We start from the raw sequence: 12,759 nt of genomic DNA, 5'->3' as shown, positions 1-12,759 counted from the left end.
TCCGCGTCCATCAATGATATATTGCCCTAACTTCCCCCCACTATTACCATATAAATCTGTTTATCATTAAACGTGCACTGAATGAAAAGTAATGGTCTGCTTGTAAAAAAACCTGAACCCAAATCGATCGTTACCCCGTATAATGGTAGTAATCAAAGCAAGGAGGCAAAAAAATGCTCGGAACGATAACCGTAGTGCTGATTTTTTCAATTCCCATACTCGGCATAATCACAAGCCATTTCGAAAAACAAACCAAATTGAAGCACAATATGCTCAAGGATCAATTGGAGCTCGAAAAACTGAAACATGAAAACTTCCTTTTGGAGACGGAAAAGATGAGACTGGAACTGGATCAAATGAACTTAGCCCAAAAAAAAGACGAGCCAAGGTTACTGTAGTCAGGTAACGTTGGTTCGTTTTTTTGTGGGGCTATTAACACGTCGGACCGGACTAATGAATGTACTGATCGCCGACAAGCAGCCCGGATATGACCTTGGTCGGGATGATGAACTCGACAGCCCCCATATATCCAGGGGCAACATCGAAGCTATCGAAGGCGATGACAAGCTTACCGTCCTTGTTGATATAGAAGCTTTGATTCTCGTCAATGCCTTTGAATGGCTCAATATCATCTTCTGCTTCGATCCAATATATCTTATCCGGATCGGCTGCCATTTGCTGCTTCATCTGTTCCTTGATGTTCCTGCTTATCACCTGAAGATAGCGATCGTCCTTGAATAAGCTGTTCAATGTCAACAGCACTTCGTTTTTCTTATCGACTGTATCGAATTGGCTTTCCGTAGAGCTGGAAGCGGAAATCGTGTCGGTATAACGCTCTACGGATAAGATCGTTTCATTATCGGTCAATATTTCATACCCGCTTTCAACCGAAAGATTTCCCTTTTCCCCTTCCTTTAATTTTGCCATCGAATCAGTGAACTCCTTGTAGAGCTGCTTGCTTTCAGATAAGTATTTATCATTCAAGCTTTGTTCAAGCCGTTTATTCTCCAGACCGGAAATGGCTGGCGTCCTGATGATGGCCGAGGAATTATTGACCTCTTCCTTCCATTCGACGAATGTAATCACTTTAATGATTTTTTCCATATACGGTATATCACTCATCGCTTTTGCCGCTGCCGGGCTCATATTCACGGATGCTGTCACAATCAGAAGGGCTGCAGCCGCTGACAGCAAGATGTTCCTGCCAACCCTCGGCTTCTTCCTTGGCCTTTCATTCAAGGCAGCCTGAACGACATCTTTCAATTCCTTAGGTATCGGTGTTTGAAGGTACTCCTCACGCAGGTCCTTTAATTCTTTTTCCATCTTTTCGTTTCCCCCTGTTCAGTCATGTTGGCCCGCAATAGCTGCAGTGCTTTATACAACCTCGTTTTGATTGTGCTCACATTCTCCTCCAGAACCGCTGCAATTTCCTCCAATTTCAGGTCCTCGAAAAACCGAAGGACGATGATCGTTCGATACTTGAACGAAAGCCCTTCGAGCGCCTTTTGCAAATCAAGATCAGGGTAGTGATCTTCCTCGCCGCTGCGCAGGTATTCAATGGTTTCATCATCGGCGACGGTCAGCTTCTTTTTCTTCCGCAAAACATCAAGTGCCGTCCTGACAATGATTTTATAAAGCCAACTGTCTATGGATCCCGCGTCTTTAATTTTATTGCTGGAGGTCAGTGCCTTCCTGATCGATTCCTGGACGATATCAAGGGCATCCTCTTGGTTTTTTACATAGTAAAAGGCAAGTCTGTACAAATTATCTTGCCGTTCGGTTATTCTGGCCGCTAATAATTGATTCATATCTAGATTCTTCATTGCTTAAAAGAGCTCCTTACCTTTAAATTACGTAGCCTAGGTACAAAGGATAGACGCCTGGAGCGCCGTAAAAGTTTGAAATATCATAAGGAAATATTTTCATATGAATAAATGAAATTTTTTACAAACTTTTAAGGCTTTTGACGCGTCTATATAGTAGAATGATAAACGAGGTGGAGAGCATCATGAGGAGATTAAATTATAAAAAAGTCTTTATTTTTCTATTTTGTCTAATAGCGGCAACAGGTACGATGGGGCTGGCCATCAAAAGCCTTGCTTTTGATAAGAAGAAGACCGTTTCGGCCTATACCAACGATAAAAATTACCCTGAAGCCGATATCCAAACGTATGTGAAGGACGATACGAAAGGCGGATATTCGGTGAGCCGGCCAGTTATTCATGTGGAAAATATCGACAAGCAGCTAGAAGCTTACATAAAGGAAGAAATCAAGGACTATGAAATGAAATGGAAGTCCTCCGACGTAAAGGCGTCAGAGCTTAACCTCACTTATACGATCCTCCATTTCAGTAAGCAAACATTCACCATTTCCTTCGATAAGTATGAACAGGTGGAAGGAAAGAAGCATAGCGAATCGCGAATCTTCACATATGATATCCCCTCCCAGCAGAATCTCTCCATAGAAGACATTTTTGCCAAGGATACTGATTATTTATCCGTACTATCCGAAATTGTTTTTGAAGAGTTGACCGCGAGGGAGAAAGAGGAAAGCTCAAAGGGTTCCATTGAAAAGGAAAACCAACTGACGGCAGCCAATTTTGATTCTTTTTCAATCCTGAAAGATACGCTCGTTTTCTATGTTAAGACTGATGATTCAACGAAGGTTCATACGATTGCCATCAACAAGGAACTTTTCAAAGATAGTTTGCTAGATTCCTATCAAAGTGAAGAATTGAACGAGGATCGTGTAAAGGAATGGCAGCCCAAGCATATTGTCGCCAAGCTGCCTGTGAAAAACGACTGGATCGACCCAGCCAAGAAGGTCATTGCCTTAACCTTCGATGACGGACCGCACCCTAGCCATACCATGTCCATCTTAAATGATTTGGCCAAGTATGATGCACATGCAACCTTTTTCGTGCTGGGAAACCGTGTACAGCACTATCCAGAGGTTCTGCAAAAAATGCTCGAACAAGGTAACGAAATCGGCAACCATTCATGGGATCACCCACAGCTGACTCGCCTGGACAAGGTGAAGATCAAGGATGAAATCAAAAGCACCCAGGAAGCTGTCGATAAAGCCACTGGCATGGAGCCAAGCCTGATCCGTCCGCCATATGGGGCGATTAACGCCAACGTGCGTGAATATATGGATGATTTGAAGGTCGTACTTTGGGATGTGGATCCTGAGGATTGGAAATACCGCAATGAAAAGAAAATTGTGAACAATGTGATGAGCAAAGCAAGTGATGGCAAAATCATATTGATGCATGATATTTATCAAACCAGTGCCGCTGCTGCCGGGAAAATCATTAAGCAGCTACATGACAAAGGCTATCAAATGGTCACCATTTCGGAGTTGGAGAAGGTACAGCAGGACCGTGAACATTCCGGAATCAACATACATGAATAAACAAAAGAAGAGCCTGTCCATTCGGAGCAGGCTCTTTTGCATGCAGAGAAAATGAGCAGCCCTTTGATCATAGGCAAAGGGCTGCTCGTTTTTTCATTAACCAAGATCGACATTATGATAAACTTGTTGAACATCTTCCAAATCTTCCAAAGCATCAACCATTTTTTCGAATTGCGCTTGGGCATCTTCTGGAAGCGATAGGTCATTTTGAGCAAGCATCGTCAGCTCCGCCACTGTAAATTCGGTAATGCCGGCTTGCTTGAATGCTAGTTGCACAGCATGGAATTGCTCTGGCTCGGCATAAACGATGACAGCTTCTTCTTCTTCGATGATGTCGCGTACATCAACATCCGCTTCCATCAATAATTCCAGGACATCATCTGCCGTTTTTCCCTCAACGCCAATGACGGCCGTTGCATCGAACATATACGCAACAGATCCGCTGACACCCATGTTCCCGCCATTTTTCCCGAATGCGGCACGTACATCGGATGCCGTCCGGTTCACGTTATTAGTCAATGCATCGACGATGACCATCGATCCATTCGGTCCGAACCCTTCATAACGAAGTTCGTCATAGCTCTCTTCTGAACCGCCTTTTGCCTTTTCGATCGCGCGGTCGATGATCGCTCTCGGGACATTGTATGTTTTGGCACGCTCCAACACGACCCTTAACGCTTGATTGGATTCCGGATCAGGCTCGCCTTGCTTCGCCACTACATAAATTTCCCGGCCGAACTTGGCATAAATCCTGCTTGTATTAGCATCTTTTGACGCCTTCTTTTCTTTAATGTTATTCCATTTACGACCCATTATATTTCACTCTCTTTCATCATTGAATAGATACGAATAGCTTATGATGATATCTGGCCTACTAGGGAATCCCCTCGGGAATTCCGTTCGAGGTCGACCATACATTTACTAGATTATATTATACATCAATTGCATAAATTTGAAAAAGTCCAGCTTCCCCATCCTGGGTATCATTGGGGACGCTCGTGCTTCCATTATAAAATACTATGGAAAATAACAAGAGTGGTATAGTATGAAGGGATTGGAAAGGAGAGATGTTCATGATCGAAAACAACATCATCATCGGGATACCCGGAAAATGGAAAACCCGGAAAGAATTGATTCAAATGATTGCTTCAAAAAGCGAAGGGTACCTGTTGGCCGGGAATATTTTTCACAACAACGAAAAAAACCTTACGTTTCAGGCAGAGATCCAGGATTATGAACCAGCTTTAAAAGAGACCTTTTCCTATGCCAGTAAAGGAAGTTTCCCGGAAAGCTTACTTTCGGAAATCAATGAACATACCTTTACCGTTTATATACTAGCCGCTGCAGGGGCTGTTGCGGATTTAATCGATGCCGGAGCCGCGATCCTGAAGGCAGGCGGTATCGCGGTTAAAATCGAAACGGCTGGCCTTGCCCATTCGAAGGAAGATTGGCTTAAGCTCCATCAAAGCCCGGATCTCCTTTCGGTTTATGCCCATTTTGTCACGATCATCGGAGAGGAAGATTATTACTGTTCCTTCGGAATGAAAGCCTTTGGACTTCCAGATGCCGTGACACTTAATACAATGAGTCCCAAGGAAGCCGCTGCCCTGCTCAACACCTTCAATTACTACCATGTCGGTGAACGGCCTATCTTTAAGAACGGTGAAACCTTCAGCATCCAGCAGGAAGCACCGGACTTCACCTTAACGAGCCTCCAGGATTTCAGGTACGAGGAGGACCATCCCTTCTACAACCCCTGCGGATTATGGAATTTGGGTGCCAGCAAATAGCACCGGTGCAAATGGTGGACAAACTTGAGAATCGTTGAGTTGTCCACCATACTTGCTTTGGCTGGGAGCATCAAGTATCGATGGAATGGTTGGGAGGCTTGGATCACCCAGGTTCCAAAATCCATGAAAGTTCCGGCTCAATTGTTGAACAAAGTTTCAACGGCCACTTCAAATCCTTGGAGTACTGCTGATTTCACTGTATTAGCGAATGCATTTGCCGCTAACTCATATTGTTCATCTTCCCCGGGTGAATAAACCATGATGTTTTTTAAGAGCGGATTAGCTGCTCATACACCCAATTTTCATTTTTTTAACTAGCTTCTTTTTGACCATAATGAAATTCCTTTATTATCTATATAAACTTTAAACTACTACTAAACTATCCTGCACCAATAGTTGGTTTCGCAAGTCAAAATACGCCATCTACAGTTTGCAATAAAGTCCTTCTTCTTATTTACTCGTATACCCATAGGCAAAAGTGATAATAAAATGTTCCTTATAATATAGACATTTTACAGAAGGATTGGTTCTGGATATGGAGGATGTTCATGCCGAGTCGAGTGGAATGGCAGGCGCGAGCTTATCGGGAATAAGAGTCTATGGCGCAAGCCTAAGGACGCTACTGGAAAGCCACTAAAAAGCTTAAGCGCCTGCTGTGAAACGAAATCCATGATTGTAGCAATGGAAGTCTCCCTTTCACTCAGCTGCACTTTTCTTCTTCTTCATCACTTCGATTTCCTTCGAGAACGTCTCTTCGATTTCTTTTTTATTTCCATATAAAAACAGATTATCGCCCAGTTTGATTTTATACGCACATAGCTCTTTTCTGAGCTTCACTTCCCCACTTTCAATAAATAAAACATTGATGTCCGCATCTTGCGAGAAAATATCAGCCACCTTGACATCAATGAACTCGGATTTTTCGTAAATATCAATCTCCATGACCACATCATTATCTTCTAAAAATAGAATGTCTTCTATCGGATGTTCCCACAGCTCATAATGATTATACAATTCACTTTTCATCTTAGCCGATATTCGGTTATTCATGAACGGCGACTTGATGAGAACAGTCAAAACGACCAATATTCCAATGATGATCGTCAACTCCGTCAAGCGCAGATCATCACTAAGTAATGTACTGATTGATGAAATAATCACCGCAAGGGAGAAAACACCAAATAAAATCAAAAACATGCTTATTTTCCTTCTCACGGGGTGGTCGATGATCGATTTCGATTCGTCGGTTGTGAATCCCGTGCCTGTCAGCATGGATATCACTTGGAATCTGGCTACATTCGACTTCAATCCCGTCATTTTCAACAGTGTAACCGATATTTCAATAACCAGAACAATAATGATCATATATAGCAGCATAAACAATGCATTCGTCAAAGCGATCACTTCCTTTCCTAATGGTTTACCCAAACCAAGCTAAAAGAAATCACCCGTTTTTTGATGTATCTTCATCAATATATTCGCTTGTTGCCAGCAACTTACCACGCAAAAAAAACACAGGGAACGTCATCCTGTGTTTTCTTGCGGTCTTTCGATCAAATGGTCTTCAGCAATAGCTTTTTCAAGAGCGGTGTGAATTGCTCCGGGAGCTCCGCTACGCTCGGAACCATCAGCCGTTCTTTGCCATAGATATTTTTCATTGTCTTTTCTTCACTTTCTTCAATCGTTCCGTCGGCTAAAAACAGCCCTATGACCTCTATTCCTTTTTTTCGCGCCTCCGATACAGCAAGATGTGTATCGACGATTCCATTTTGGTCATAATCGCTTGCTGCGGGCTCACCATCGGAAAACACGAGCAAGAACCGGTTTTTTTCTCGTCTTTTTTCCAATTCCATGGCCGCGACCCTGATACTATATCCATCACGGTTGTCTTCTTCCGGTTCAAGCTGCATGATTTTCGCTCCCGAATTCCCATACAAGGAATCGGAATGTGACTGGATCACGTGGAAGTAATTCGGCTGATAGCCATCCCTCACCTCATTGGCATCTTCCCAGAAACCGACGATCGAGTGGGGAATCCTTAACTTTTTCAGCACTTCATGAAACAGGGCGACGCCTCGTTTCGTTTCATCCATTTTGGTGTGCATCGAAGCCGAGCAATCGATAAGTAAGGTAAATACGGCATCGAGTTCATTCGAATCCTGGTTCTTTTTATAGAAGACCCTTGGATGTTCATCGAGTACAAGCGGCAGTAATTTCTGCGATAAACGGCCAAAAAGCAAATTTTTTCTAGGTGCGTTCTTTTTATTTTCAAGGGTCTTTTCAATCGTGCTCGAAAGTTTTCGCTTGAATGGCTCAATGTCCGCGACAAACTCACGATACCGTTTTTCCTCGGCAAGTGTAGGCACTTTTGCTTCCTTGATGATTGGAACGACGTCTTTATTGTCTTCACCAAATGGATGTTCACCGCTTTTGCCGGTGTTCGTTTGCTTCTTCTCCAGCGTTTCCTGCTGATTGTATTCCTTTTGCTGACTTTCCCCGGACGAACCTTGGATCGATGCCAATGCTTGGTCGGCATCCTCCGCTTCACGTGCTCCCCCGCCCATCAGGCTTGTTTTCGTTCCTTGCTCCAATTCAAATTGGAGGAAGGTCGAGTTACTCTCGCCGTTCTTGTTTTCCCGATGCCATGTCGAGAACTTTTCATCAATGAACTCGCTCTTCTCTTCATCCACATCTTCCGCATCATCATTGAGCAATTCATCATTCCTGGTCAATTCGTCAAATAACGTATTGGCTTTGTACTTATCGACATGGGCGATCGGGTAGATGAAGTACTCATTCATCGTATCCTCATACTCATCGTTCAGCCGAAAAATGATTTGCTCGCAAATTCTTGTGATATCATCCGTTTTCCTCGCTTCAAATACGGAATGGATGTACGGTTTGATTTTCTCCAGCTCCTCCAGCTGCCGGATGTTGGCTCGCGGAAAAATCGGATCCGGCCGGTCTGATTGAAGCAGTAAATAAATGAGGCAGTATAATTCATCCAGGGCAAAGCTCCTGGTCACATTCGTCGCCAGTTGGCTTTCGAAATATTGTTTAAGGTAAGCGCCCCTTACCGAAAACCAGCTTTTCGTGCCCGGTCTTTCTTTCTTGACCAGCTCTTCCAAGCGCAGGTCTTCCAATAAGGCGAACAATTGGGCCGCAAACTTCGGAAGCGAGGCTTCTGCCATCATATCCTGATAATCCTTCAGGCTGTTAATGGAAGAATAATGCAGCGTACCTATCGTTCTCAGGAGGACGTCCGTTTTCAGGCCGGCTTCCTTCACTTCCTTATTGCCATTTTCCCAAAAATGGCTGGCTGTGACCTTATTCTCGATCAAGTCGATGAAGGAGCCATAATTGTATTCGAATTCAAGATCCGAAATACCGGATAAGACAGTCGAAAGATCCTGCAGCTGCAAAAAAAGAGCCGTATCGATTATTGAATCATTGAACCGGATATACTTCATGAGGCATTCTCCTAGTTAGAATAATGTGTCCGCCAGATTCTTCACAAACTCCCGCTCCCGCTCCTCGTCCAATTTATCGACGATCGAACGAAGGATCGCCCGTTTCGGCGGGATCAAAACACTCAGATCACAGGCATCCAGCAAAGCCCGGATCGATGCGGCATCTTCGGCGACTTTTCCTTGATTGACCGCGTTTATCAAGTCACTCGACAGCTTGACGAACAAGTCGATATGTCTTGAATCCTTTAGCTTTGTGTTAGTCGCGATCAGTTGCTTTAGCTGCTCCCCTTCAATATAGGGAACCTCGATGACGACAAACCTGTTTTTCAGCGCTTCATTCAGCGGGACCGTGCCCACATATCCTTCATTGATCGCCGCAATCACATTAAACCCAGCCTTTGCGGTGATGACCTCGTTCGTGAAAGGATTCGTGATCGTCCGCCTGTAATCGAGCACCCCATTGATCAGCGGCAGTGTTTCCGGCTTGGCCATGTTGATTTCATCTATGTATAAGAAGTGACCGTGATTCATCGAATTGATGACAGGTCCAGGAACGAATTCGATCACCTGTTTTTCCTCTTGATAGGATAATGTCTTGAAGCCCAATAAGCTTTCGGCATCCAAATCGACCGAGCAGTTGACACTGAACATCGGTTGGTTGAATAGATGTGATAATGTTTCGGCAAATTTTGTTTTCCCCGCCCCTGTCGGACCTTTCAAGAGAATGTTTTTCCCCATGCTCAAGGCGGTGATGGCATCCACCATCAAGTCCATCTCCGGAGGCAGATAGCCTCCTGGGCGAATCAATTCCTCAAATTGAGCAGGATTTTTCTTGGTTGCTTCTAATATATTGGCGATTTCTTTTGGCAATTCATTCATCATTATGTTCCTACACCCCTTTTTGTACATTTTAAGGCTCTTTCCCACTAAAAACAAACACGAAGAAAAAGAACGGTGCTGTGAAGCGCACGAATGCTGATGGGGATGCTCAATATAAGAAAAACCGATTCCCCACATGCTATGGAAATCGGTTTTTTTTATAAATAACGCTAGTAGCTCCTACTACCGTACAATGATCTGGAAAGCGTTCAGGCCGCCCTTACATACTTCTCAACGCATCCGGAATCTCTGTCTCCCCGGCAACCAAATCAAAGGACCGCTTGTACGTATTTTCTTCAGTCAATGCTGCCAGTATCGTCCGAGCGACATCTTCCCGTGAAATCGACCCTCGTTCCGCCCCTTCAGCTGCCGTCACTTTGCCTGTTCCCGGTTCGTTCACAAGTCCGCCCGGCCGAATGATGGTATATTCTAAATCGCTTTGCAGCAAGGCCCTATCGGCATAATGCTTCGCCACATAATACGGTTTGATCGCCTCATTCCAATTATCGCGATTATTCGCCTGAAAAGCACTTACCATGATGAATCGCCTGATGCCCAGATTTTCTGCCGCCTCAATCGTTTTAACGGCACCATCCAGGTCGATCAGCAGCGTTTGATCTGCACCCGTGCTTCCGCCGGACCCTGCTGTAAAGACGATGGCATCACAGCCCTTTGCCGCATTCGCAAGCTCATCCACCGATCCGGTCAAACTGACCACAACGGAATCGATTCCGTTTCTCTCAAAGTGCCTTCTTTGATCTTCCTTCCGGATCATTGCCCGTACATCATGGTCCTTGCTTTCATTCAACAGGTCCACCAGGTATTTACCGATCTGCCCATTTGCCCCAACTACGAATACCTTCATTAAAGTCAGCCCCCATAATGGTTAGTTTGGTTTCATTACAGATTATTTCATGGACGAAGCTCATTATCAAACAATCAGCCCGCCCGTTTCCATCCTTTTGGAAAATGTTTGGCAATCATCTGCATCTACCTTATAATAATGACAATAAACCATCCGGGAGGTGTGAAGATTGGCAATGCGTACCTTAATGCCGCCTTCTGCAACGTCTCATGCAAAGCCTAGTATTGGAGGCGATACTTTGCATGGGAAAGAATCAGTTTTAATCTAAATCGCCCAACCTATCATTTCCGATATTTGGCTTTGCACCTTATTTCATTTTAAAAAAAGAATAAGGGGCTGGCAAAAATGAAGTATGTAAAAGCAACGGCCGTTTTGCCTGAAAGGCTAATCGTTGAAATCCAAAAGTACGTACAAGGTGAAACCCTATACATTCCTAAACCGGAAAAGACACGCCGCAAATGGGGAACGTGTTCGGGAACAAGGGAACTGCTCGATGACCGGAATGCAGCCATCAGATCTGCATTCAAAAGCGGCCGTACGATGCTGGAATTGGCCGAAGAACATTTTCTTTCCGTGGAGACCATCAAGAAAATCGTTTATTCTAACTAACACAAGCTAGCACTGATGATGATATCAGTGCTTTTTCATATGCCGAGAACACTTCTTAGCCGTTTCCCCCCTTTCCATGCGATAGCGATTTCGGTAAAGTAAAAACAGGAGAGTGAAGATAATGGAACCTTTTATCAGAAGCGAGCAATATAACTTCATTAAATTACAAACACAGATCCTCATAAACGGCCACGCCACTGCAAACGACAGAGATGTGATCCATACCTTGAAGACCGTTTCCAAAGAACGAGTATTACATTTGTTCGGCGACTTGAATGAAGAGCAAATGCAGCTTTTGGACCCGGTTGATACGATTAAAGACCCCGCACAGGCCGAGGAGTTTCTTTTACACATCAAGCCATATGTCATTCCCTTTAAACAAGTGAACGAAAAAACGATAAAGAAATTATTCCCAAAAGCAAAGAAGTTAAAAGCCCCGTTGCTGGAAAATATCGATTTAAGGGAGATTTCTTACTTAGGCTGGGATGATGGCGGATCTGGAAAGAAATTCATCATTGCTCCTCATCATGAAACATTCACCGGACTGCACGGTACGATTAAGCCAGCCAATAAAAAAGGGATGTGCGCCATCTGCAGCCGCTTTGAAGAAATAGGAATGTTCATGTCCGAAACAAAAGGCACGATCCAAGGAACATTCATTAAAAAAGGCAACTACATTTGCCTCGACAGCATGAAGTGCAACCAAAACATCACCACTTTAGAGAAAATGACCGATCTCATCGCGAGGCTGAAATAAGAGGAAAAAAGCAATCCTTCCACATCGAAGGATTGCTTGCTGTGTACGAGTTCCGCACCCGTCAAAATTTACCGTTGCGATAATCATCAAAAGCCTGAACGATTTCTTCTTCCGTATTCATAACGAAAGGGCCTCTCGCCACCACCGGCTCCCCAATTGGCTCACCAGCGTATAACATGATGCGCATCCTGCTGTGTGCTTCAATCCTTATCTCGCTCTCTTCAGCATCCCCGGCAGCCCCCATCCAGAGAACCTGCCCTTTCCTCCCGGCCTTTTGATTTACGCCAAACTCGCCTTCGCCTTCTAAAATATACAAAAAGCCATTGTAAGACCCCGGGAGTCGAGGACTAACCGTTGCTCCCGCCTCCATATTCAGCTCAAGCATCGTCACCGGCGCTACATTTTCCGTTTCAGCGGCTGCATTCCCGTAGGATCCCGAAAATATTCGGATTTCAGCTCCTTCCTCTTGGATCGTCACCATATCATTCCTGCGCAAGTCTTGGTATCTGGAAGGAACCATCTTCGATTTTGCAGGAAGGTTCACCCATAATTGCAGCAAGCTGACCGTCTCTCCTTCTGCCGCATCCTCAATATGCTCAACCCCTTGACCTGCCGTCATCCATTGAGCGTCGCCAGGATAAAGGACCCCCTTCCCATGTTTACTGTCATAATGATTAAGGGTGCCCTCCATCAAGAAGGTGACCGTTTCGATCCCCCGATGCGGATGAAGGCCGAAGACGCCGCTCTGCATATGATCATGAGCCATAAGCAAAAAAGGATCATGTTCTTTCCAATTCCCGGGCTCGACCACCCAAGCCATTGTATGAATCTCGCTATTTTTTTGAAAACTTGGGGTCCGAACATTTTTTATCCCCCGGCTTAAAACGTTTTTGTCCATGGTTGATTGCCTCCTTGAAGTTACTCCTCATGAGAACATTATGTCGCTTTACTTGAGGTAAATGAAGTAGGCACTT

Annotated in this window: 14 protein-coding genes; 6 read left to right on the top strand and 8 right to left on the bottom strand. The window is 44.5% G+C overall.

Annotated features, from left to right (window positions below):
* Positions 1 to 173: 173 nt before the first annotated feature.
* Positions 174 to 398: a hypothetical protein gene (locus tag QNI08_RS19535; RefSeq protein WP_285769052.1), complete on the top strand. Its 225-nt coding sequence runs from the start codon at positions 174 to 176 to the stop codon at positions 396 to 398.
* A gap of 52 nt (positions 399 to 450) precedes the next feature.
* Here the strand turns inward: QNI08_RS19535 and rsiV are convergent, their stop codons facing one another.
* Positions 451 to 1,323 (bottom strand): anti-sigma-V factor RsiV, encoded by an 873-nt coding sequence (rsiV, locus tag QNI08_RS19530; RefSeq protein ID WP_285769051.1) that lies wholly within the window; start codon positions 1,321 to 1,323, stop codon positions 451 to 453.
* Positions 1,308 to 1,823 (bottom strand): RNA polymerase sigma factor SigV, encoded by a 516-nt coding sequence (locus tag QNI08_RS19525; RefSeq protein WP_285769050.1) that lies wholly within the window; start codon positions 1,821 to 1,823, stop codon positions 1,308 to 1,310. Before QNI08_RS19525 ends, rsiV begins: the two co-directional genes overlap by 16 nt.
* A gap of 185 nt (positions 1,824 to 2,008) precedes the next feature.
* Between QNI08_RS19525 and QNI08_RS19520 the strand changes: the two genes are divergently transcribed.
* On the top strand, positions 2,009 to 3,415 hold the full coding sequence (locus tag QNI08_RS19520; protein WP_285769049.1) for a polysaccharide deacetylase family protein: 1,407 nt from the start codon (positions 2,009 to 2,011) through the stop codon (positions 3,413 to 3,415).
* A 96-nt stretch (positions 3,416 to 3,511) separates the two neighbouring features.
* Here the strand turns inward: QNI08_RS19520 and QNI08_RS19515 are convergent, their stop codons facing one another.
* Positions 3,512 to 4,228: a YebC/PmpR family DNA-binding transcriptional regulator gene (locus tag QNI08_RS19515; RefSeq protein WP_285769048.1), complete on the bottom strand. Its 717-nt coding sequence runs from the start codon at positions 4,226 to 4,228 to the stop codon at positions 3,512 to 3,514.
* Between the two features lie 260 nt (positions 4,229 to 4,488).
* On the opposite strand from QNI08_RS19515, the gene QNI08_RS19510 reads away from it, so the two are divergent.
* Both QNI08_RS19510 and QNI08_RS19505 read left to right on the top strand, forming a co-directional pair.
* Entirely contained in the window at positions 4,489 to 5,205 is a 717-nt protein-coding gene (locus tag QNI08_RS19510; RefSeq protein WP_285769047.1) for a DUF4261 domain-containing protein, read from the top strand.
* Between the two features lie 24 nt (positions 5,206 to 5,229).
* Positions 5,230 to 5,460, top strand: coding sequence for a hypothetical protein (locus QNI08_RS19505; RefSeq protein WP_285769046.1), 231 nt, complete (start codon positions 5,230 to 5,232; stop codon positions 5,458 to 5,460).
* A 441-nt stretch (positions 5,461 to 5,901) separates the two neighbouring features.
* Here QNI08_RS19505 and QNI08_RS19500 read toward each other — a convergent pair whose 3' ends face one another.
* The 4 genes from QNI08_RS19500 to QNI08_RS19485 form a co-directional block, all read right to left on the bottom strand.
* Entirely contained in the window at positions 5,902 to 6,600 is a 699-nt protein-coding gene (locus tag QNI08_RS19500) for a hypothetical protein (RefSeq protein WP_285769045.1), read from the bottom strand.
* 158 nt (positions 6,601 to 6,758) lie between these two features.
* On the bottom strand, positions 6,759 to 8,675 hold the full coding sequence (locus QNI08_RS19495) for a vWA domain-containing protein (RefSeq protein WP_285769044.1): 1,917 nt from the start codon (positions 8,673 to 8,675) through the stop codon (positions 6,759 to 6,761).
* Positions 8,676 to 8,690: 15 nt separating this feature from the next.
* Entirely contained in the window at positions 8,691 to 9,557 is an 867-nt protein-coding gene (locus tag QNI08_RS19490) for an ATP-binding protein (protein ID WP_285769043.1), read from the bottom strand.
* Positions 9,558 to 9,774: 217 nt separating this feature from the next.
* Positions 9,775 to 10,419 (bottom strand): SDR family oxidoreductase, encoded by a 645-nt coding sequence (locus QNI08_RS19485; RefSeq protein WP_285769042.1) that lies wholly within the window; start codon positions 10,417 to 10,419, stop codon positions 9,775 to 9,777.
* Between the two features lie 345 nt (positions 10,420 to 10,764).
* On the opposite strand from QNI08_RS19485, the gene QNI08_RS19480 reads away from it, so the two are divergent.
* Positions 10,765 to 11,028, top strand: a complete 264-nt coding sequence (locus QNI08_RS19480; protein ID WP_285769041.1) for a CD3324 family protein — start codon at positions 10,765 to 10,767, stop codon at positions 11,026 to 11,028.
* 121 nt (positions 11,029 to 11,149) lie between these two features.
* Complete coding sequence (locus QNI08_RS19475; RefSeq protein ID WP_285769040.1) at positions 11,150 to 11,785, top strand: FusB/FusC family EF-G-binding protein; 636 nt, start codon at positions 11,150 to 11,152, stop codon at positions 11,783 to 11,785.
* Positions 11,786 to 11,846: 61 nt separating this feature from the next.
* Here QNI08_RS19475 and QNI08_RS19470 read toward each other — a convergent pair whose 3' ends face one another.
* Positions 11,847 to 12,683: a pirin family protein gene (locus QNI08_RS19470; protein WP_285769039.1), complete on the bottom strand. Its 837-nt coding sequence runs from the start codon at positions 12,681 to 12,683 to the stop codon at positions 11,847 to 11,849.
* Positions 12,684 to 12,759: the final 76 nt, after the last annotated feature.

The organism is Peribacillus folii (assembly GCF_030271255.1).
Lineage (GTDB): Bacteria > Bacillota > Bacilli > Bacillales > DSM-1321 > Peribacillus.
This window is presented reverse-complemented; position numbering and strand designations above follow the sequence as displayed.

Excerpts from the sequence above, each read along its gene's own strand:
- QNI08_RS19535 (WP_285769052.1), top strand. The coding sequence starts at position 174 with ATGCTCGGAACGATAACCGTAGTGCTGATTTTTTCAATTCCCATACTC.
- rsiV (WP_285769051.1), bottom strand. The coding sequence starts at position 1,323 with ATGGAAAAAGAATTAAAGGACCTGCGTGAGGAGTACCTTCAAACACCG.
- QNI08_RS19525 (WP_285769050.1), bottom strand. The coding sequence starts at position 1,823 with ATGAAGAATCTAGATATGAATCAATTATTAGCGGCCAGAATAACCGAA.
- QNI08_RS19520 (WP_285769049.1), top strand. The coding sequence starts at position 2,009 with ATGAGGAGATTAAATTATAAAAAAGTCTTTATTTTTCTATTTTGTCTA.
- QNI08_RS19515 (WP_285769048.1), bottom strand. The coding sequence starts at position 4,228 with ATGGGTCGTAAATGGAATAACATTAAAGAAAAGAAGGCGTCAAAAGAT.
- QNI08_RS19510 (WP_285769047.1), top strand. The coding sequence starts at position 4,489 with ATGATCGAAAACAACATCATCATCGGGATACCCGGAAAATGGAAAACC.
- QNI08_RS19495 (WP_285769044.1), bottom strand. The coding sequence starts at position 8,675 with ATGAAGTATATCCGGTTCAATGATTCAATAATCGATACGGCTCTTTTT.
- QNI08_RS19490 (WP_285769043.1), bottom strand. The coding sequence starts at position 9,557 with ATGATGAATGAATTGCCAAAAGAAATCGCCAATATATTAGAAGCAACC.
- QNI08_RS19485 (WP_285769042.1), bottom strand. The coding sequence starts at position 10,419 with ATGAAGGTATTCGTAGTTGGGGCAAATGGGCAGATCGGTAAATACCTG.
- QNI08_RS19480 (WP_285769041.1), top strand. The coding sequence starts at position 10,765 with ATGAAGTATGTAAAAGCAACGGCCGTTTTGCCTGAAAGGCTAATCGTT.
- QNI08_RS19475 (WP_285769040.1), top strand. The coding sequence starts at position 11,150 with ATGGAACCTTTTATCAGAAGCGAGCAATATAACTTCATTAAATTACAA.
- QNI08_RS19470 (WP_285769039.1), bottom strand. The coding sequence starts at position 12,683 with ATGGACAAAAACGTTTTAAGCCGGGGGATAAAAAATGTTCGGACCCCA.